General features: G+C 40.8%; 18 protein-coding genes. 10 read left to right on the forward strand and 8 right to left on the reverse strand.

Going from position 1 to position 21,912, the window contains the following annotated elements:
- The first annotated feature begins 26 nt into the window (after positions 1-26).
- On the forward strand, positions 27-1,109 hold the full coding sequence (locus tag GTU69_RS13310) for a hypothetical protein (RefSeq protein ID WP_166171146.1): 1,083 nt from the start codon (positions 27-29) through the stop codon (positions 1,107-1,109).
- Complete coding sequence (locus GTU69_RS13315; RefSeq protein ID WP_166171147.1) at positions 1,109-1,432, forward strand: RnfH family protein; 324 nt, start codon at positions 1,109-1,111, stop codon at positions 1,430-1,432. Before GTU69_RS13310 ends, GTU69_RS13315 begins: the two co-directional genes overlap by 1 nt.
- Positions 1,433-1,477: 45 nt before the next feature.
- On the opposite strand, the gene bamE is transcribed toward GTU69_RS13315, so the two are convergent.
- Complete coding sequence (gene bamE, locus GTU69_RS13320; protein ID WP_166171149.1) at positions 1,478-1,876, reverse strand: outer membrane protein assembly factor BamE; 399 nt, start codon at positions 1,874-1,876, stop codon at positions 1,478-1,480.
- Between the two features lie 112 nt (positions 1,877-1,988).
- On the opposite strand from bamE, the gene fur reads away from it, so the two are divergent.
- Positions 1,989-2,426, forward strand: coding sequence for a ferric iron uptake transcriptional regulator (gene fur / locus GTU69_RS13325; protein WP_131274151.1), 438 nt, complete (start codon positions 1,989-1,991; stop codon positions 2,424-2,426).
- 70 nt (positions 2,427-2,496) lie between these two features.
- Here fur and GTU69_RS13330 read toward each other — a convergent pair whose 3' ends face one another.
- Positions 2,497-3,618 (reverse strand): PilT/PilU family type 4a pilus ATPase, encoded by a 1,122-nt coding sequence (locus GTU69_RS13330; RefSeq protein WP_131274150.1) that lies wholly within the window; start codon positions 3,616-3,618, stop codon positions 2,497-2,499.
- 26 nt (positions 3,619-3,644) lie between these two features.
- Positions 3,645-4,682 (reverse strand): type IV pilus twitching motility protein PilT, encoded by a 1,038-nt coding sequence (locus tag GTU69_RS13335; RefSeq protein WP_166171151.1) that lies wholly within the window; start codon positions 4,680-4,682, stop codon positions 3,645-3,647.
- A gap of 122 nt (positions 4,683-4,804) precedes the next feature.
- Between GTU69_RS13335 and GTU69_RS13340 the strand changes: the two genes are divergently transcribed.
- The gene (locus tag GTU69_RS13340) at positions 4,805-5,491 is read left to right on the forward strand and encodes a YggS family pyridoxal phosphate-dependent enzyme (RefSeq protein ID WP_166171153.1); all 687 of its coding nucleotides are present in this window, start codon (positions 4,805-4,807) and stop codon (positions 5,489-5,491) included.
- A 160-nt stretch (positions 5,492-5,651) separates the two neighbouring features.
- Positions 5,652-6,449, forward strand: coding sequence for a thioesterase family protein (locus GTU69_RS13345; RefSeq protein WP_166171155.1), 798 nt, complete (start codon positions 5,652-5,654; stop codon positions 6,447-6,449).
- A 67-nt stretch (positions 6,450-6,516) separates the two neighbouring features.
- On the opposite strand, the gene GTU69_RS13350 is transcribed toward GTU69_RS13345, so the two are convergent.
- Together GTU69_RS13350 and GTU69_RS13355 are read right to left on the reverse strand one after the other, a co-directional pair.
- Positions 6,517-10,113, reverse strand: a complete 3,597-nt coding sequence (locus GTU69_RS13350; protein ID WP_166171157.1) for an SbcC/MukB-like Walker B domain-containing protein — start codon at positions 10,111-10,113, stop codon at positions 6,517-6,519.
- 9 nt (positions 10,114-10,122) lie between these two features.
- On the reverse strand, positions 10,123-11,376 hold the full coding sequence (locus GTU69_RS13355; protein WP_166171159.1) for an exonuclease SbcCD subunit D: 1,254 nt from the start codon (positions 11,374-11,376) through the stop codon (positions 10,123-10,125).
- A gap of 548 nt (positions 11,377-11,924) precedes the next feature.
- On the opposite strand from GTU69_RS13355, the gene GTU69_RS13360 reads away from it, so the two are divergent.
- The gene (locus tag GTU69_RS13360) at positions 11,925-12,905 is read left to right on the forward strand and encodes a diguanylate cyclase (RefSeq protein WP_166171161.1); all 981 of its coding nucleotides are present in this window, start codon (positions 11,925-11,927) and stop codon (positions 12,903-12,905) included.
- 44 nt (positions 12,906-12,949) lie between these two features.
- On the opposite strand, the gene GTU69_RS13365 is transcribed toward GTU69_RS13360, so the two are convergent.
- A complete protein-coding gene (locus tag GTU69_RS13365; protein WP_166171163.1) occupies positions 12,950-13,921 on the reverse strand; it encodes an MBL fold metallo-hydrolase in 972 nt (323 codons plus the stop codon).
- Positions 13,922-14,263: 342 nt separating this feature from the next.
- Here GTU69_RS13365 and GTU69_RS13370 point away from each other — a divergent pair, with 342 nt between their 5' ends.
- Positions 14,264-15,427, forward strand: a complete 1,164-nt coding sequence (locus tag GTU69_RS13370) for a toll/interleukin-1 receptor domain-containing protein (RefSeq protein WP_166171165.1) — start codon at positions 14,264-14,266, stop codon at positions 15,425-15,427.
- A 61-nt stretch (positions 15,428-15,488) separates the two neighbouring features.
- Here GTU69_RS13370 and metG read toward each other — a convergent pair whose 3' ends face one another.
- Positions 15,489-17,546, reverse strand: a complete 2,058-nt coding sequence (gene metG, locus GTU69_RS13375) for a methionine--tRNA ligase (protein ID WP_166171167.1) — start codon at positions 17,544-17,546, stop codon at positions 15,489-15,491.
- A gap of 307 nt (positions 17,547-17,853) precedes the next feature.
- Between metG and GTU69_RS13380 the strand changes: the two genes are divergently transcribed.
- Complete coding sequence (locus GTU69_RS13380; protein WP_166171191.1) at positions 17,854-18,576, forward strand: hypothetical protein; 723 nt, start codon at positions 17,854-17,856, stop codon at positions 18,574-18,576.
- A gap of 269 nt (positions 18,577-18,845) precedes the next feature.
- Complete coding sequence (locus GTU69_RS13385; RefSeq protein ID WP_166171193.1) at positions 18,846-19,649, forward strand: hypothetical protein; 804 nt, start codon at positions 18,846-18,848, stop codon at positions 19,647-19,649.
- A 277-nt stretch (positions 19,650-19,926) separates the two neighbouring features.
- Here GTU69_RS13385 and GTU69_RS13390 read toward each other — a convergent pair whose 3' ends face one another.
- Positions 19,927-20,121, reverse strand: a complete 195-nt coding sequence (locus GTU69_RS13390; protein WP_166171195.1) for a hypothetical protein — start codon at positions 20,119-20,121, stop codon at positions 19,927-19,929.
- Between the two features lie 560 nt (positions 20,122-20,681).
- Between GTU69_RS13390 and sbmA the strand changes: the two genes are divergently transcribed.
- Positions 20,682-21,878 carry a peptide antibiotic transporter SbmA gene (sbmA, locus tag GTU69_RS13395; protein ID WP_166171197.1) on the forward strand — a complete coding sequence of 399 codons (1,197 nt, stop codon included), beginning with the start codon at positions 20,682-20,684 and terminating at the stop codon, positions 21,876-21,878.
- Positions 21,879-21,912: the final 34 nt, after the last annotated feature.

A 21,912-nucleotide genomic window follows, 5' to 3' on the forward strand; every position in this document is an offset into this window, starting at 1 on the left:
CGAAAGACTTTTTTTAGGAACGCATCATGCAGGACAATGCTATGACACGATGGCTATCACCGCTGATGGCATTTTGTTTATCTTTTATCATCATTGCCACTTTAGCACCGATTGTAGGGATTCAGCTTGATCGCCAGCTTGATTTTTGGCTGTTATGGTTAGGTACCATGCTTATTTTGGCTTTACCGATCTGCTATTTAGAAATTGCCTTGGCAAAGCGTTCTAAAACCACAGCTTTAAATGCCTTGTCCAGTTTGACCCGTGATGCGGATGCCTCGCAAAAATGGCGTATCGTTGGCTGGCTGGCAGTGGTCTTTATTCCTTTCCTAGCAGGCGGCATATTGTCGAATGCGGGCCAATTGCTGGGGCATTTTGCTGTTAATGGAATTGCAGCTAATCTTTTATTTATTGCTCTTGCGATAGTTGCAGTTTTACTTTCATTTGCACCACGAAAAATTATTCTGCTTTTAACGGTGATTGGTGTTTTTGCTGCTTTAATTCTGGCCAATGTTATGGGAACCCCTTTACCAGCTTGGCATGTTACAGCGGTTGAATTTAGCGAGTGGGGCAGTGCTACCGTTTTGGCAGTGGTAGCAGGTGGTTTAGGCATGGGCTTGTACTGGCAAAGTAGTCTGCCTGCTGTTCAGCAGCAAGATACTGCAAGTAAAATAGTATTGCCGATCTGGATTGCACAGTTACTCGCGGTAATTGCTTTTGGTTTCTTTGCTGCCAATGCTCAAATCCCGAGTTTGGCTTTTGTGGTTGCCGTGGTGAGTGCTGCGGCCTTGTTATTGCAAATGGCGCGTGAACAGCTGTTACACCGTCAGTTGAATATCGTGATTCAATGGTTGCTTATTTTAGCTGCCGTATTTGTCTGGGCAATTCCAGCCATCACTCCAGTCTTCAATAGCCTGCTGATGCTTTGGGGTTTAGCAATTTGCCTGATCTATGCCATTTTTGCCGGATGGATCATGAAAATTAGCCATCTGCGTAAAGCGATGAATTTCAGCAATGAGTTATTTTATAACCTGTGGCGTATTGCTGTTCGTGTGGTGTTACCTGTTTCGATTATTTTGGCGATAATCGCAATTATTGGGCAATTGTTCTGATGAGTGAGACACAACAGGTTTGGGTCGCCTATGCAGCACCCGAGCAACAGTTTCATATTACGGTGCCCTTTCAGCAAGGGATGACCGCTTTAGAGGCGATTGAACAAAGTGGTATTCGGGTACAGGTTGATTTGGCGGAACCGCTTGCTCTGGGAATTTTTGGCGTGCGCCTGAAAGATCTGCACCATATTTTACAAGCCGGTGACCGTGTCGAGATTTATCGACCGCTAACTATCAATCCGAAGGATATTCGACGCAAACGTGCAGCAGCCAACCCGGTTGGGCGATATTGTCGTGGAAATCGCTTTAAACAATTGAAGTGATAAGAAAAACCCCTCAATGAGGGGTTTATTTTTATTTTAAAGCGTCTATAGTGGTGGCGCAGTTAAAATCGCTTCCTTTGAACCTGGTAAGCCGGGTTGAGATTCTGGAATAGTTTCTAGACCTTCAATCTTTTGCACTGTACCGGTTTGATCGAAGTAAATTTTTAAATGTTGACCATGTGCTGCAGGAATCTTGGCTTTTTTAGCATAAGTTCCTGGGATGTAGTTGTAGATATAGTCCCAACGTAAAGGATTCATTGGATCTGTGACCGTTGGACTGCCTAGCAAAAAGCGAACTTGTTGGTGGCTCATGCCGACTTGAATTTTTGATGCTTGTGCTTGAGTTAATGGTGTTCCTTGAGGAATATCAACTTTATAAACGCCCAAGGTCGAACAGCCTGCGAGCAGTGAAGTGACGAATAACGTCAACATGATTTTTTGCATTTTGCTACACTATCCCAAATTAATTATGATGCATTTGATCCACGGATAGATCATACTGCATCTTAACTTTGTTGCATATTCCAACTTTAAATTTGTTGAGAGACCCTTTTACATGCCTATTTCAAATCAAGATTTACGCAAAGCTGGACTTAAAGTTACGCTTCCACGAATAAAAATATTAGAATTATTAGAAAATTCAAGACAACATCATTTAAGCGCAGAAGATATTTATAAGACTTTACTTGAACAGGGTGAAGATGTCGGTTTAGCAACTGTGTATCGCGTGTTAACACAGTTTGAAGCTGCAGGTATTATCCAGCGTCATCATTTTGAAAATAATCATTCAGTTTTCGAAATTATGCAAGAAGATCATCATGATCATATTGTTTGCCAAAATTGTAATAAAGTGGTCGAATTCACCAATGACGTGATTGAACATGAACAACATGAAGTAGCTGAAAAATTTGGCTTTACTTTAACTGGTCACTCTCTAAATCTGTATGGTTATTGTGATGCAACGGAATGCCAGGACGCATTACGTAAAAAATAATACTGACTTGGAATCAGTTAAAAAAACAGGCTTATTTGAAGCCTGTTTTTTTTGCATCTTAATCTGGGCCTTAAGCCTGACCATCGAAAGTAATATTCGAACTGGCGCGCATTAAGCGATCGCCACCTTCTTCCGACAACTTGATTTGCAAGCGCAGATCGTTTGGTGAGTCGGCATGCTTAAGCGCATCTTTATAGCTAATTTGCTTGGCTTTGTACAAGTCAAACAGGGCTTGGTCAAAGGTTTGCATACCCAGTTCACGTGAACGTTTCATCAGGTCTTTAATTTCATGCACATCACCTTTACGGATCAGGTCTGAAATTAAAGGTGAATTGATCAGAATTTCAATTGCAGCACGGCGTCCAGTGCCATCCAGCGTTGGAATCAGTTGCTGGGCCACAATCGCTTTCATGTTTAAAGACAAATCCATAAACAACTGGTTATGCCGGTCTGCTTCAAAGAAGTGAATAATCCGGTCAAGTGCCTGGTTGGCGTTGTTAGCATGCAGGGTGGCAAAGACCAGATGGCCGGTTTCGGCAAAGGCAATCGCATAATCCATAGTTTCGCGCGAACGGATCTCACCAATCAGGATCACGTCTGGTGCCTGACGCAGTGTGTTTTTCAAGGCTACTTCAAAAGAGTCAGTATCAATCCCGACTTCACGCTGGGTAATGATACAGCCTGCATGTTCATGGATAAATTCAATCGGGTCTTCAATGGTAATAATATGACCCTTGGAGTTCTGATTACGGTATCCAATAATAGAAGCCAAGGAGGTCGATTTACCGGTACCTGTTCCGCCCACAAACATGATGATACCGCGCTTGGTCATCGCCAGTTCTTTCAGAATCGGTGGTAATTTCAGCTGTTCCATGGTTGGAATAACGGTTTCGATACGACGCAATACCATACCGGGTTCATCGCGTTGTTGAAATGCACTGACACGGAAACGGGCAGTTTTGTCGCGGTTACTGATGGCAAAGTTACATTCGTGAGTTTCAGCAAATTCTTTACGCTGCTTATCACTCATAATCGAGTTTAAAAGCTGTCCCACAATTTCACCAGTCAGCTTGGTTTTGGCGATGGGCACAATCTGACCATTAATTTTCATGGATGGTTCAACATCGGCCGTAATAAATAAGTCCGATGCCTTCTGTTGAATCATCAAATTGAGCAAGTCATTAAAATCCATAATAAGAACCCCAATCCGTTTTCAAATTATAAGAATGCTTCTGGCTGTTTTGCCATTGTGCGGGCAGTTTGCGCACTGATCACACCTTTTGCAACCAGGGTTTTTAAACTTTGATCAAGTGTGGTCATGCCATAGTTGGCACCGGTTTGAATGGCAGAATACATTTGTGCCACTTTGTTTTCACGGATCAGGTTACGAATGGCAGGAATACCAATCATGATTTCGTGTGCAGCGACACGACCGCCACCGTTTTTCTTCAGCAGGGTTTGCGAGATCACGGCTTGTAAGGATTCAGACAACATGGCACGTACCATGTCTTTTTCTTCAGCAGGGAATACGTCAATCACACGGTCAATGGTTTTTGCCGCAGAGGTGGTATGTAGTGTACCGAACACCAAGTGACCTGTTTCAGCAGCAGTCAAGGCCAAACGGATGGTTTCAAGGTCACGCATCTCACCGACCAGAATAATATCCGGGTCTTCACGTAGTGCTGAACGAAGAGCTTCATTAAAGCCGTGGGTATCGCGATGTACTTCACGCTGGTTGACCAGGCATTTTTTAGATTCGTGTACAAATTCGATCGGGTCTTCTACAGTCAGGATATGGTCATAACGCTGATCATTAATATAGTCGATCATGGCCGCCAGCGTAGTAGATTTACCTGAACCTGTAGGTCCGGTCACCAGTACGATACCGCGCGGGTAATTACAGATATCTTTAAAGATCTGACCCATACCCAGATCTTCAATGGTAAGTACTTTTGAAGGAATGGTACGGAACACGGCACCTGCACCACGGTTCTGGTTAAATGCATTCACACGGAAACGTGCTACCCCTGGAACTTCAAATGAAAAGTCGGTTTCTAACTTTTCTTCAAAATCACGACGCTGTTTATCATTCATAATGTCATACACAAGTTTGTGTACTTCTTTATGTTCTAAAGCAGGCAGGTTAATACGGCGAACTTCACCATCGACACGGATCAGTGGCGGCATGCCCGCAGACAAGTGTAAATCTGATGCCCCGTTTTTAGCTGAAAACGCTAAAAGTTCAGTGATATCCATAATTTCCCCGAGTTCATTTAAATGTTATTTATTTTGATAGAATAATAAGGCTTTCCCAAAACTTAACCAACAGTTAGTTGTAAGGGAAGCCAAAAAAGATGAATGAAATGAGAACCTCGTCAATGAATAGTCTTCAACAGTCACGAAATCAAGTTATACAGCAAATAGAAGATGCCTGTAAACACGCCCGGCGCAATGTAGCAAGTGTCCAGTTGCTGGCTGTTTCAAAGACCCATCCAAGTGGGTCTTTGCGCGAGATGTACCAAACTGGACAACGTGCATTTGGAGAAAATTATTTACAGGAAGCTTTAGATAAAATTGAGGCTTTAAGTGATCTGGATATTGAATGGCATTTTATTGGTCATGTGCAGCGCAACAAGACCAAGCATCTGGCAGAAAAGTTTGCCTGGGTGCATGGAGTAGATCGTTTGATTATTGCAGAGCGCTTGTCGAGTCAGCGTGAGGCGAATCAGGTGCCACTGAATATTTGTTTGCAGGTCAATATTGATGCACAAGACACCAAAGATGGCTGCCAGCCGGGTGAAGTTGCTGAGCTGGTGAAGCAGATCAGCCAGTTACCGCATTTAAAATTGCGTGGCCTGATGGTAATTCCTGCACCGAATAATCCACAGGCGTTTAGCGATGCCAAAGCCCTGTTTGAAGCTGTAAAAACTGAACATGCCCATCCTGAAGATTGGGATACCTTAAGCATGGGCATGTCGGGGGATATGCAGGAAGCCATTGCCGCAGGTTCAACCATGGTCCGTGTCGGCACTGCATTGTTTGGCGCACGGGATTATTCGAAATAAATCGCAGAACCACCAATTTTGCTGGTTTGGAAAACTGAACCTTAGGGTTCAGTTTTTGTTTTTAAAGTTGAATTTTCCACTAAAGTTGAGTACAAAAAACAATCTAAACAACCACTTTAGATAAGAAATTATTTATTAAACCAGGGAAATAGGGACGTGTATGGCGGCATATTATCAACTGATCGGGCGCAATACAGATGCGACAGGTATCGTTACGGCACATTATCAATCCACATTGCTGGCACAGGGTGCATGGAATGAGCACGAGCAACACATGGCACCCGCAACAGGCATTATCTGTGCAGAGTTAGACCGTTTTATGCCACGTCAGGGGATGCGGATTGGCAGGATCAGTCTGGATATTTTAGGTCTGATTCCTGCTGGAGAGTTTAGCATCACCACCAAAGTGATTCGTCCAGGCAAAACCATCGAGCTGATTGAGTCCGAAATGCAGACTCAAGGGAAAAGCTGTATTGTGGCACGGACCTGGCGCATGATGACACAAAATAGCCATGAAATTAAAGGCTTGGAAGATGCCCATGGCGAAAGTCCTGAACATGCGCCAGTGTGGGAAGGAATTCGTCAGTGGCCGGGTGGGTATATCCAGTCGATAGAAGCAAGAAGCCATGAGCGCCGTGCTGGAAAGGGCATTGTTTGGTTGCGAACGCCACATGACATGGTTGAGGGTGAACCTACCAGTGATTTTGTCCGCTTAATGGGCATGGTTGATACCGCCAATGGTGTTGTACCACGTCAAGAAGTACCTTTTAGCTGGGGCTTTCCTAATCTGGATTTACAGATCCATCTGCACCGCTTGCCGCAAGGTCAGTGGCTGGGTCTGGAAACTGTGCAGCAGTATGGCGAAGATGGTATTGGCCTGACCAGTTCCGTGTTGCATGATCTTTCTGGACCATTCGGCCGCAGTGAGCAGATTCTGACCTTACGTCCCATGGCATAGATATCTTGTTGATAAAAGCCTGGAGCATCTTCCAGGTTTTTTATGCTTTCTTGAATGAATTTTTAAATTAACCGACCACTTCAATGGTACTTGCACCAGCACCCAAAGGCTTGACCTGAATCTGTACCGGAATGCGTTCGTGCATTTCCTGAATATGCGAGATCAACACCACTTTACGACCCTGATTCTGTAATTGATCCAGCGCATTCATCACCATATATAAAGATGAGGCATCCAGCGTGCCAAAGCCTTCATCAATAAACAAAGATTCAATTTTCATGGAACCTGATGCCATATTGGCAATCGCCAGGGATAAGGCCAGTGCAGTCAGGAAGGATTCTCCGCCTGAAAGCGAAGCGACCGAACGGGTTTCACCATCCATATCGTGGTCAATAATCGCCAGACTCAAGGAGTTGTCCAGACGTTTTAAGGTATAGCGCTGCGAGAGCATGGCCAGTTGCTGGTTGGCATGCTCAATCAAGATATCCAGATTATATTGCTGCGCATAATCGCGGAATTTTTTGCCGTTTGCATCGCCCATTAGTCCTGAAATTTTACTCCAACGGTGTTCTTCACTTTGAATGGCTTGAATTTGATCTGCAAATTGCTTTTGCTTTTCAAGATTACGTTGATGCATTTCAATTTTGAGTTTCACTTGATCCCGATGTTCAATCAATTGCTTGAGCTGTTCAGTAACGGTCGTCAGTTGTGAAGATAGGGTTTCAGCATCAATTTCAGGTTGATGTTCCATATGTTGTAGAAGCTGTTCCTGAATGGCTTTAATACTTGCTAGAGCATCTGAGTGCGCTCGTTCAACATCGACCATACGCTGTTTAAGTTGCTGTTCTTGTTCATGTGAAATTTCGCTCAGTTGTTGCAATAACAGCGCATTGAAATCTGTATGCTGACTTAACCACTGTTGAATATTGTGTTCAACATTTTGCTTTTGGGTTTGAAATTGAGTTTGCTGAGTTTGACATTCTTTTAGCGTGCTTTGAGCGCTTTCAAAAGCTTGACGTACTTGGTCAAACTGCTGACGAGCTTGATTAAATTGAATGTGCAATTGTTGTCTGTTTTGATCGAACTGCGCTAACCATTCATGTGGTTTTTCAACATTGCTTTGTGTCATGTCAAAAATGGCTTGAATGGCTAAATCGCTATTTTGTTTGCCTTCTTGTGTAAGGTTTTCTATGCGAGTTTCTGTCGTCTTAATTTTTTCCTGACTAAATTTTAGATTTTGAACAGCTTGATCGCGCTGTTGCGATTTTTGATTCAGCTGAGCATTTAAATCGTTCAGTTGTTTTAAGGTATTTTGACGCTGTAATAACATGACTTGAACTTGTTCAGCCGTACTCAGCATATTGTGACTCCATGCTTGACGTTGGGTGTCATTCAATAAACCTACAACATCTTGAATATTTTCTTCAGCCTGTTTTAGGACAGAAAGTTGCTGGCTGGTTTGTTGAATTATTTGAAGAAGTGCATGACGCTGTTTTTGTACTTGCTCATGCGTACTGAGTGTAGCTTCAAGTTGTTTTTGCGTATGTTGAAATTCAATAACCTTTGTCGCCAGGGCTTGATCTAATACCAAATGATCTTGCGAGAAATCAAAGGGGATATTCAGCGTATTAAGTTGTTGTTCAAGCTGAGTTTGAGCAGGCTGCAGTCGTGATGACAGTGTTGCTAGTTGGCGAGCATTTGCTTCCGATGATGCTATTTGTTGAGCATACATTTTTTGCAAATGTTGCCATGCTTCGAAAGCCGTTTTTTCTTTTTCAAGTTCTTGTTGTTCTTGTTGCTCTTGCAGTTTGAACAATTCGTTTGAAAGTGCATCCTGATTTTGTATATACGGATGATGTGTACTACCACAAACTAAACATGCTTCGCCGTCGACCAAGCTCGCTCTTAAATGTTCAATATTTTCAGTATGGAGTAAACGTTGCTTTTGCAACATCTGTTGTAATTTTTCACGTGCAATTTTTTGATCCTGATAGGTTTTTTCAGCAGATTGAAGTTGTGCATGACTTTGGTCAATTTGTTGTTGCAGCTTATTTTGTGCCGAAACTAGCTTGCAGTTTTCAGCACTAATATTTTGGAAGTTTTGCCAATGCGTGTGTGTGACATCAAGTAGATTCAGCTGTTGTAAATGATGTTCACGCTCAGTGCGGATAGCGGCAATTTTTTGATTGAGTGCATCATCTTGCCCATATTGCTGCGTCAGTTGTTCAAGCTGTTGCTGTTGTTGCATTACATTTTGATGCGCTTGACTCACATTGCCATGGTTTTTTGCAAATTGAGTATAGCTTTGAATAAAGCGTTGTAACTGGCTCAAATGTGCCGAAAGCCCATCATCCAAAGGATTGAAATGTGCAGATTCAGCCAAAAGTGCAGTGTGTTGTATAATGTCATGTTGTAATTGTTGAAGCTCATTTTTGACTTGCTGTTCAGCATTTACAAAAGGAGAGTGCTGCTCCCGTAAAGTCTTTAGTTCATCTTTAATTTTAAGCAACTGATCACCCAAAACACGTCGATCGGCAATGCGAGCACGAACCATCTCAATGTTTTGCTGATGTTGAATTTCAAATTGATGTTGCTGTTTTTGCGCGTTATCTATTTTTTCAAAGGTCAATTTTTCAGTATTGAATTGTTGTTCAATCACCGTGAATTGCTTCTGAACGTGTTCTAATTTGGGTTGAAGTATTGCAATGTCAGCATTTAAATTTTTCTGCAGAATGACGCTAGGCCGAATAGAGGAAAAACGTTCAAGTTGTTGCAGTTGTGCTTTTTGCGGAGCAAGTGCATCTAGATATTGTTGCTGAGCCTCCAAATATTGTTGACGTGTTTGTATATCAGCTTGAAGTTTATGTTTTTGTTCAAACCATTGTTGTTGCTTTTGTAGATTTTGCTTTTCAATATCCAGTTTTTGATGATCTTGGTTTAGTTGTTGAAGTTTTGAGGAGTAGGCAGTGAAATCTTCTTCAGACAGCAACTCAATATGACCTAAAACGTTTTCGAGCTCTTTACGCTGATTGGCAATCTGTTTGGTTTTTTCATAAGCCAGTTGGCCAATTTTTCCGAAAATACTCGAATTGGTCAGATATTCCAGCAGTTCACCGCGTTCATTATCGCGGGCTTTTAAAAATGCCGTAACTTCCGATTGTGCCAATAACACTGCGCGGGTAAATTGCTCAAAACTGAGCTGGCAGATTTGATGAATATGTGCATCGACCGCTTTGGCTTTATCGGCAATCACCACGCCGTCGGTCAGGCAAGTTAAATAACGCTGCACACTTTGCAGTTTGCCATCTACTTTTTCACGTGAACGTTTCAGTTCCCAGCGCGCAAGATAGCGTTTCTGATCCTGAGCGACAAAGCAGACTTCGGCAAAGCCATGCGCGGTGCCCCGGCGCAAAACTGTCAAAGGTGAGTTGGTCAATAACTCTGAACCATCGACATCCTGCAATTTTCCGTCGCTGTCTTTTAAACGTGGAATCTTGTTGAACAGTGCCAGACACATGGCATCCAAAATGGTCGATTTCCCGGCACCGGTTTTGCCGACGATGGAAATCAAACCCGCACTGGCCAAAGGTTCACTTTCAAAATCAATAAAATGTTCACCTGCAAGCGAAGCTAAATTTTTTATACGAATGGATAGAATTTTCATGGACAGTTCTTAACGTATTTGTTGTTCTGCAAGTGATTTTTCTGCCTCTTGCATTAGACTGATAAAATCTTTTAAGACATTTTCATCATTGCTATAGCCCTGTTTTTCCCAGATTTGCTGAAACAGTTTTTCCGGTGTTGGCGGTTCCAGGCAAATTTTTGTAATTGTTGTACTGTCATTTTCCGCAGATAAATATTGCCGTGAAATTCGTACCAGACGATAGCGATTTTTAGGCAGCGCGTCTTCAAACTGTTGTCTTAAATTGGGCAAGGGCGGTGTCAGGGTGTGATATTCGATATCAATATATTCACGCTGATCAATCTGTTCAATTTCACCTTCAGGCAGGTTTTTGAGTTTTTGCATCACTTCATTCAGCTCGCCACGAATTTTATGCAACTGAATACAGCGCGGAATGGCAATTGCTTCAAACTGAAAGCGTGATTCATCCTGCTTTAGCGGATCAATCTGCACATCTACAACCTGATGTTTGTAGTTGATTTCACTAAAAGACAAAGGGATAGGCGAGCCACTATAACGGATGTGCGGATGCTGAACTTTTTGCGGTTTGTGTAAATGCCCCAGCGCCACATAATCAATACAGTCATCAAATAATGCAGTCGATAAGGCTTCTTCATTGCCAATAATAATTGGACGTTCCGAATCAGATGTTTCACAGCCTTGCATATGCGCATGTGACATCAGAATAAGCGCCTGATTATCCGTTTTACGTTTTTTGGCTTCGGCAATCAGTTGCTGGTGCAAATAGGCAATCGCATTTTGGCTATTACTGGTGTGTTCATTCACACCGGTAATTTCTGCTGGACGTAAAAACGGTAGTGCCAGACACCAGGCCACAATCTGTTTTTGCTGATCGTAAATAGGCAGTAGCAAACGGTCTAAATCAATCTGGCCTGCCGCATTTTTATGAATCACCCCCACTGTTTTAGCATTATATTTTTCCAGTAAAGGTTCGACCTGTTCAATGCGATAACCCGAATCATGATTACCGGCGATCATCAGCGTTTGCATATGCGGGGCAAGGGCATGGGCATCGGCTAAAAATTGATAAAGCTGTTTTTGCGCGCTAGATGCAGGGTTGATGACATCAAAAATATCGCCAGCAATCAGCAGCGCATGGGGCTGTTTTTGTTGAATTTGTTGAAGTAGCCAGCTTAAAAACTGTTCATGTTCATATTGGCGTGAATGGTTATAAAAGAACTGTCCCAAGTGCCAGTCAGATGTATGCAAAAAATGAACAGCCACGAATGCCCCAAATCACAATGGATAAAATGAGCTTATAAATTACCATAAATGATGTAGCTGATTCTGTCATTGATTATAGAAAGAACCATTAAAATTAAAGTAAGTCTTTAGAATTAAAATATTTAATTTTTTGTTTCAGCAAAATATTTTACTTTACCAAATTTCCGGTCAAAACAATTTGTTGAATATGAAGGTCGCTAGATAGGTGCAAGGTTTGGACTGCAATCTAGACAATCTTATTCGCTCTTTGATCTAAACATAATGAATTCTGCATATTTTAGAAAATTTATAGGAGATATTTCGGATAAGAAATTTTTGACTACTTTTTAAAATATATTAAATGATCTGAATGATATACTTTTTTTGGAGAGAAATTGTAGAATAAATAATCATCTTGAAATGTAAAAATGTTCAGTTGTGAAAAAGCAGTTTTTATTGAGTAACCGGCTTCAAGCAGGTTACTCATCAAGAGCGTATTGAAATGTCGTGTATGGTAAAACCAGAACATGCGAAGATATTTTTTTGCCCATTCAAATTAGAGTAGCCCTATGCCGAAAAATCCGTTCGATGAGCAGCAATTGTCGAATGACATGTTTTATAAAACATTATTAGAGTCGACTTTGGCCATACCCTGGAGCATAGACTGGGCCACGAAACAGTTTAGTTATATTGGTCCGCAAATTGAAAAGTTACTGGGCTGGGAACAGGATTCCTGGAAATCGGTGCAGGACTGGGCAGACCGTATGCACCGGGATGATCGTGATCATGTGCTGAATTATTGTGTGTCGCAATCCATAGCCGGTATAGATCATGAAGCGGATTATCGTGCCTTAAAGGCAAGCGGTGGATATTGCTGGATTCGTGATGTGGTTCATGTGGTACGCAAGGAAAATGGTGAAGTTGAACGTTTAGTCGGTTTTATGTTTGATATTTCTGAACGTAAGAAAAAGGAAGAGGAACTAAAAGCATTGCACCGCAAGCTGGAAGAATTTTCCTATAAAGACGGTTTAACTGAAATTGCCAACCGACGCTTATTTGACGATTTTTATTCACGTGAATGGAACAACGCAATACGTGAACAAAAGCCACTGTCGGTCATTTTGATCGATATCGATTTCTTTAAACAATACAATGATTTTAATGGGCATATTATTGGCGATGCCTGTATCAAGCAGATTGCACAGATGTTGGAAAGTTGCTGTGTACGTCCACGTGACTTGGTAGCGCGTTATGGGGGCGAGGAATTTGCGATTGTATTGCCAGAAACGGATTTAGAAGGTGCAATTCAAATTGCAAACAATATACTTCGTATGATAGATCAGGCAAATCTACCCCATCGGGCATCTCCTATTTCAGAAAATGTCAGTTTAAGTCTGGGGGTGAAATGTATTTGTCCGACAGAGAAAAATGACAAAATACACTTTTTAAATATGGTCGATAAAAACCTGTTTAAAGCGAAACAGACCGGACGTAAACGTTTTGTTGCCGATGAAATATCAAATTCAATTTTAAGTTCAGCGAACAATTGAAACGCAAATAAAATCAAAAATCCCCTCAAGCGAGGGGATTTTTTTTAATCTTTAAAGTGAACTGGAATCCACTGATAACTCTTCCCATCTTTGGAATAAATATGTCCAAGACCCGGGAAAGGTAAGTGCGGTGCTGCGATCAGCTGACCCTCTTTGGCATATTCGGCAAAGTGTTTTAAACGTGTCTGTACTGCTGCTTTGGGATCAGTATCAAATTCAATCGAGGTTTCAGGTTTGTCGAATTGCAAAGTGTGTGAATGCACGATGTCGCCAATAAACACAACTTCCTGACCATCAGCTTTCAGTTTAAAGCTGTAATGTCCCGGTGTATGACCAAAAGAAGGTTTAAATTGAATATCGCCAAAGGCTAAAGATTTATCTGAGAAGACTTTAATCTTTTTAGCTTTTTCATAGGGTGCTAAAGCAGCCTTAATTTTCTCAACCGTACCCAAGAAACCTGCTTGTTTGTCTTTTGGCAGTTTATTCACGGTATTGGGATTTAGCCAGTAATCATATTCGGTTTTGGCAATGTGCAGTGTGGCATTTGGATAATTCGCGATGCCATTGTTGGAAATACCGCAGACATGGTCAGGGTGTAAATGGGTCAGGAAAATCTCGTTTACTTGTTCAGGCTGATAACCCGATGCTTTGAGGTTGTTATAGATCGAACCTAAATGTGCGCCAAAGCAGCTTGCTGCACCGCTATCCACCATCAGCAATTGCTTGCCTGTATTGATGAGGAAGGCATTGACTGAAGTTTGGATTCCTTGGGCTTGATCAGCATAATATTTTTTGAGAATCTCGGTTTTTTCGGTGTCGCTTAAGCCTTTAAACATAGATGGGTTGAGGTAAAGCGTGCCATCAAGTAGGGCTGTGATTTGGGTATTACCGATTTGATGATGGTAATAGCCTGCGACTTGTTTTGGGGCTGTGATGGTGGTTGGTTCAGCCGCTTGGGTAGTAAGGGTTGCTGTACCAAGTGTGAGTGCGATTAGGAGGGGTTTTAGGTTTTTCATGGGGTTCTTATCAGTTTTAAAGGATTACTTATTTTTATCATATTTATTGTGGAAGTTTAAAACTAGTTGAAAGCTCCTTCTCTTGCGCCATATATGGCTCAGGGAGAAGGTTGGGATGAGGGTATTCTAATAATTAAAATGTTTGCCTTACTTTTGAAGGATCAAAAGTAACAAAAATCCTTTGTTCGTTAGAGGGCACTTCCGTGTGCCCCTAACGAACGGACGACATCCATGTCGTAGGTCATGTGATTTTAAATTTTTGTATTTATAGAAAAATATGTAAAATAATTTCCAGCAAAATTATGAATTTATAGATTGTATAAGAAGGTTAGATAAACGAGCATGCAAGAAAATTATGAAGAAAAAATTAAGCTGATACACAATATTTTAATTGCTGTTTCTACAGGTACTAATATAACTCCAATTTTAAATCAAAATTATTCTCAACTTAGAACTGAATTGTTATCTTCTAAGTATAAGGATTCATTACCAATATATGTAAAGAGTAGTTTGGACTTAAAACAGTTTTGGTCAGTAATTAAAAATGAAAGCCCGACTTATCAAGGTCGTAGAGATATTTTGAACAGCGATTTTCTAAAATTAGAAAGTTTATTCACTCATAATATTTCTGAAAAATATCATCTTAAAATTTTAACCAAGTCTAAAAAGAAATTTTATAAATGTGATATGACATTTGAAGAATTACAAAAAATTGTAAATTCATATCATTATGCTGAAGATATGGTAATACAAGGAAATACAATACTTGCCTCTGATATTGAATCGATTTCCATTAAAGAGAGTATTCAAGATTTCGAAATATTTGAAATAGAAGCCAGGGTCAAATTAGATAATAAACGTGAACAAGATTTAAATAATGGTTTAATGATTGTAGGAGGATACGACGCTAAAAGTTATGCTTTTAGTAAATTGAAAAATGTTACTGATAAATTTATCGTACATCCATTAGGTGCTTTAAGAATAAAAGAACAACCTATGCCCTCAGCAGAAAATAAAGGAAATGCATTGAAGAAAATTTTTATTAGTCATGCAACAAAAGATAAAGAAATTATAGAAGAATTAATAGATTTGTTGGAAAGTATCGGTGTAAATTCTACTCAAATTTTTTGCTCTTCTTTTGAAGGATATGGAATACCTTTAGGTGAAAACTTCCTAGATAAAATTAAACAAGAGCTATCCTCGGAAGTGCTTGTGCTATTTGTGATTACTAATAATTTTTATGAAAGCAAAGTTTGTTTATGTGAAATGGGTGCAGCTTGGGCTTTATCTAAAGGCCATATTCCAATTGTTGTACCACCATTATCATATTCGGATATAAAAGGTGTAATTCCTTCAACACAAGGTATGCTGATTAATGATGTACCGAAATTAAATAGCCTAAAAGAAAAATTAGAGGAATACTTTAATCTTGAAGTAAAAATAAGTTTAAATACTTGGGAAAGAAAGAGAAAGAAATTTATTGCAAGCCTAGAAGAATTTATCTAATTGCTAATTTTGATAAAAGCCCCTACATCGTAGAGGCTTTTTCCAATCTTAATTTTAAAAATTAAGACACTTTATCACCTGGTTTAGCACCAGATTCAGGTGAAATCACCCAAACACCTTCGCCATTACCAGCCGCAAGTACCATACCGTTTGAAATACCAAAACGCATCTTACGTGGAGCAAGGTTCGCAACCATTACCACCAATTTACCTTTTAAGTCTTCAGGTTGGTAAAACTCACGAATACCGCTAAACACGTTACGTGGTTCAGCTTCACCGACATTTAAAGTCAATTGAAGTAGCTTGTCAGAACCTTCAACCGTCGCAGCTTCAAGAACTTCTGCTACACGTAGGTCAACTTTCATAAAGTCTTCAATGCCAATTATTTCAGCTTCGCCCACTTTAGGCTCAGCTTTCTTCTCTTTAGCTTTCTCTTTTTTCTTTTCCGCTTTTGGTGCTTCAGCAGGAGCAGCTAAAGAATCTTTAGATGCATCAACCATTGCAGCCACAGCTTTCGGATCTACACGTTGCATCAATGGCTGGAACAGCGCAATTTCATGAGCCACTAATACAGTTTTACGTGATTCAAAGTTGAAGCTGTCTAACTGTAAGAAAGCTTGAACTTGTTCAGCCAAAGTTGGAAGTACAGGTGCTAGGTAAACCGCCAATTGACGGAACAGGTTAATACCGACAGAACATACATCGTGAACTTGCTGTTCTTCACCTTCAATCTTCGCAAGCGCCCAAGGCTTTTTCTCATCAATGTATTGGTTGGCTTTATCAGCCAATGCCATGATTTCACGGATTGCTGCTGAAAACTCACGGTCTTCATAAGCTTTGGCAATTGAATCACCGGCATCAATAAAGCTTTGTACCAATTCAGGTTCTGCACATGTTGCAGACAATTTATTGTCAAACTTGGTGTTAATGAATTTCGCACAGCGACTGGCAATATTCACCACTTTACCGACCAAGTCAGAGTTGACTTTCTGAACGAAATCTTCAAGATTCAAGTCGGAATCTTCAACTTTGTCCGAAAGTTTAGATGCGAAGTAGTAACGTAAATATTCAGGGTTCAAATGCTCTAAATACGTTTCAGCTTTAATGAATGTCCCACGAGATTTCGACATCTTCTGACCATTCACTGTCAAGAAACCGTTGACGAATAAGCTTGTTGGCGTGCGGTAGTTTGCGCCTTCCAGCATCGCAGGCCAGAACAATGCGTGGAAGTAAACGATGTCTTTACCAATGAAGTGATACACCTCATTTTCAGAATCTTTTTTCCAGTAATCGTCAAAGCTTAGGTCAGGACGTTTGGTCTTGATGTAATTTTCAAAGCTCGACATATAGCCGATCGGTGCGTCTACCCAAACGTAGAAGTATTTGTTTGGTGCATCTGGAATTTCAAAACCGAAGTAAGGCGCATCACGGGAAATATCCCAATCTGACAAACCTGCTTCAAACCATTCATCTAACTTGTTGGCAATCGACACAGGTAAACGACCTTCGTCACGGGTCCATTTTTGCAGGTATTCACCAAAATTTGGCAGTTTAAAGAAGTAGTGATCTGAAGATTTTTCGACAGGCGTCGCACCGCTCAATGTCGATTTTGGATTGAGCAGTTCAGTCGCATTGTAGGTTGTACCACACACTTCGCATGAGTCACCGTATTGATCTTCCGCTTTACATTTCGGGCAGGTGCCTTTAATAAAACGGTCAGACAGGAACATGCCTTTTTCAGGGTCAAACAATTGTGTAACAGGGCGAACGGCAATGTTGCCGGCTTCACGGTTCTTGATATAAATCTCAGATGCACGAGCCTGGTTTTCAGTGCTGTTGGTTGAGTCGTAGTGGTCGAAGTCCACTTTAAAACCGGCAAAGTCACGCTCATGTTCTTTTTGTACATTGGCAATTTGCTGTTCCGGAGTAATGCCATTCGCTTCAGCACGCAGCATGATCGCTGTGCCGTGAGCATCGTCCGCGCAGACATAAGTCACGTTATGACCCATTGCACGCATGGCACGAACCCAGATATCTGCCTGGATATAACCGAGTAAGTGACCCATATGGATCGGACCATTGGCGTATGGAAGGGCGTTAGTGACTAGGATATTACGCACGGATATGACTCTCTCATTCGTATTTTATGCAATGGGTCATAATTTTACATGATGCAGAGGGGATTACAAAGAAATGCTTTAGCTGAAGCGCAATGAATAAAACAACTTGAATATTCAAATATAAAATTCGATATCATCCGATGAGCGAATATTAAATAATTGATCGAGCTAGGTTGACGCTACTTTCTCTAATCAATAGCAACAACATGTACAGGCTTTGTTGCAGTTTGCTTAATTCGTCCGCTGGATTGCATGCTTTGTGCTAAAAAATTGTCTGATCATTTTATGACACCTCAGGAGGGTAATCATGACTCAGAATAACCAGACAAGTACTTCTACTTCAAAGCAAAACCAGGATAAAGAACCACATACACAACAACTGAATGAGCAATTGGAAAAAGAGCAAAAGCAGAATGAAATTGATAAACAGCACAAGCAGGAACATCAGGACGTTTTAGAAGCCCACAACAACAATACTGATGAAAAGTCTGCACTGAAGCAAGGTGCTCAGCCCAATGGCGAACATGCAGAGCAAGAAGATAATTCTAAAGAAGCTCAGTCTGGCAAGTCGGATAATAAAACTGAAACTATTAAGATGGATGACTTAAAAGCCAAGGCAATCGCCATTGGTGAGGATCTACTGAAAAAAGCCGAAAAGATTCTGAATGAGCTAAAAAATGGCAAGTCAGACAGTCAGCAAACTGGTGAACAGGGTTCTGGTGACACGAAAAAGGCGAAAGCGGATTATACATCGAAAGATAAATCGGCAAATCAGTCAGATCAGCAGGACCGTATGGCACATTTCAAAGATGAGGCCTTGCATAAGTTTGAAGACACCAAACAGAAGATTACGGAGTTGGTCAATGAAGCCTCTGTCAAACTGGGAGAACTGAGACAGATGGCGACAGACACAATGAGTAAAATGAAAGGTGAAGATCAATCTCAGTCAGGTGAGCCGAAAAAGCAGGATCAAGATAAAACCGATCAATCTGAGCAAAACAAGCCTGACCAAAATAAAAATCATCAATAATGGTTTGAGCTTTAAAGATACTTCAGTCAGGCCAGGGTTGAAGGGGGGAGAGCGGCCGAAAAATTTAAGATTGTTCAGATGCCATCAAAACATGCTCCATCTGCATATTGGGAATCTCTAAATCAGGCACACTGTTATTGAGCGTCTATGACCTTGATTGAATCTCGATTGCGGTTCCATCAAGGTCAGTATTTATTTTATAGCGCTATCTGCTGTATTGAATACCTGTGATAATGGGCACTTAAAGCAATGTGCCTAGAGTAAAGATCATGATTGACGAAGATGATTTCGATTTCGACCAACCCGTTACCCGTATTAAACAAAATACTGCGAGTCAAAAACAATTGGGCAGTCAGATTTTAAAAGAGGCTGAGCAATATATTGAAGAGATCTCGGCAGATGAGCATGCACTTTTAATCAACACCCTATTGGGCTTTGCAGAGCAAGATGCTTACTTCCAAATCTTGGCAGATGAACTTGATCAACCGATTGGTGCCAAGTTTGCCAATGATGCCTTAAACCTGATGCACTTTTGGCCTGCTATTCACCAGTTTGAAGATTTAGAACAATTTAATTTACTCGACATTATTAACAGCGAACATTTCCAAATCGAAATGCTTAAAGCTTTTGACGCTTTAGAGATTGATGAAAATATCAAAGTGAAGCGCCGTCTTGTGTTGCTTGAAAGTTTTAAAATGTACAAACTCGGCTTCTATAGTGGTTGCATTCCAAATGTTTACGCACAACTAGAAGGCATTTTGACCGATGTCCTGATTGAGGCGGGTTTTTTAAAACAAAATGCAACCAAGTTTGTGGATGTTTATAAAATTGTCCCAGGCTTAAAGGGCAATGAAATAAAAAGCTTGTGGCACAAATCTAAAATTGCGAATGAAATGAATCCATACTTTGCTGAACTTGCCGCTTATAAAAAGGATAGCAGTTCAACCGTGAGCATGACCCGGCATAATATTCTGCATGGTACCGATCTGAATCATTTTAATCAGGGACGCAGTTTTGTCTTGTTTATCTGGCTGTTTTCTGCGCTGAGTTTTATGGGGACGCTTAAGTACTGAATAAGCTAATCTAAACAATATTCGGCTTAAAGCCGCTGGGTTTAGGTGAGCTTATATACTGGATGGATCGCGGAGATAGAGGGAACTTTTAACGTTCATAACAGATAAAGTATTTATCTCTTTTCTATGGCTTTGATCAGCAGCAGGGACTGTTCAGCCAAATTTTATTGTTGTTTATGGCACATCGAAATTCTCGAACTTGAGTTTAGGGGAGTTATACTCAAGTTGAGGATTCCGTAGCCAAATTTTTTAAATCACTATAAAAATCTCATGAAGCTTATAGTTCACGCCAGACTTTATTTTCATCTTGCAAAGAAACAGTAAAATTAAAGTCGGTATCGTCTGATACCAGCAGGCTGGTCGGTGTTTGCATAACGACTTTTAAGATGGTGCCTTGTTCAAAAACCAGAGGACTGCAGTTCTCTTTTTCTAAGGTCACAGGTTTTAATAATTCGATCGCTAATCTTTCCATAGCACTTCCCCCTTTATATTATAAATTAGGTTAATAGTATCATAAATTGGTAAATATTTAATCAATCCTATCAGTCTAGAGAACTAAATCCAAAAACAAACGGATGAAAAATACGATATAGTTCACATATTGTATATTAAAATGAGATAGAATTAAAACTTATATTTTGATTTAGCTCCGGTTTTTCAAATATTTCCATAAAATTTATAGGGATTTAATGGTTGGATTATTTTTAAGCAAATTTTAATTTGTCCCGGCTATGCTGGGGCAAAATCTGACAAAAAGTCACCTCTGCTGCATTGGATGCGATATGCAGCAGATTTTAGGCTGAACTGGCGTGATAAAAACCTCATCACAGGGCGAATGAAGCATACAACTTGATTATAAGAGGCATCATTCAAAGAAAATGAATTCACCTGAAAAAACATTTCACAAACAGTCTATAAGTTGCTACAAAGATGAAAAGACGAGAATAATAGCCGCTTCATCCATCCAGCCTAAATGGGTCGGGTGGTTGATTGGCAAGTTTGAAACTAAAAATAAAGGAATAACCCTAACTGATGTTTAAATCTTTTTTTCCTAATCCAAAGTGGTTCTTTTCATCGTTGGTACTCTGGTTTGTCATCAATATTGCATTGTGGTATTCCGGTGGAAGTGGCTGGGGAACATTTTTAGGTTTTGCACCGGGTTATGCCACTTTGGAATTACCGATTGGAGTAAGCCGTTTTTGGGCACCTTCATTTTTATGGTTCTATCTGTGGTTCATCGTTTCTACCGTTATTTTTGCGATGTTCTGGCGCTTTAAATCCAGCAATCCATGGCAGGGCTGGTCGGTCTGGGGCTCAGCTTTTATCCTGTTCAATATCTGGTTTGCGGTGCAGGTCAATGTCGTGGTGAATGCCTGGTACAGCCCATTTTATGACCTGATTCAGAAAATGCTGAGTAGTGGTGGTGGAGATGTCAATTTACTTTATAGTGAAACCCTGACCTTCCTGTATGTCGCCATGGTCTATGTGACGATTGCCGTGTTTAACCTGTTCTTTGTCAGCCATTATATCTTCCGGTGGCGTACGGCGATGAATGACTATTACACTGCGCATTGGGAACAGTTACGTTATATTGAAGGGGCTTCGCAGCGTATTCAGGAAGATACCATGCGTTTTGCCAAAACCACCGAAAGTTTGGGGGTAAGTTTCATTCAGGCCCTGATGACACTCATGGCATTTTTACCGGTGTTGTTACAGTTATCATCGCATGTGAAACAGCTCCCGGTGATTGGTGAAATTCCTTATGCACTGGTCTGGGCTGCCATCAGCTGGGCGGTGCTGGGTACTGTAGTGTTGATGCTGGTAGGTTATAAATTGCCGGGTCTGGAATTTAACAACCAGAAAGTTGAAGCTGCTTACCGCAAAGAACTGGTTTATGGTGAAGATTATGCTGATCGTGCCGATCCGCTCACCTTAAAAGAACTGTTTAGCCGCGTGCGTTTTAATTATTTCCGCCTGTATTTCCATTATGCCTATTTCAACATGGTGCGGATCTGGTACATGCAACTGGACAATCTGTATGGCTTGTTTGTGTTGTTTCCAAGTATTGCCGCAGGGGCGATTACTTTAGGTTTGATGATGCAGATTGCCAATGTCTTTGGCAAGGTACGCGAGTCCTTCCAGTATTTAATCGAGTCTTGGCCGACCATTATTGAATTGCTTTCGATTTATAAGCGTTTACGGGCATTTGAATCGACTTTGCATAAATAAGGTATACTCAAATTGAGCAACAGAACCCGCATAA

This window comes from Acinetobacter sp. SA01 (assembly GCF_011319235.1).
Lineage (GTDB): Bacteria > Pseudomonadota > Gammaproteobacteria > Pseudomonadales > Moraxellaceae > Acinetobacter.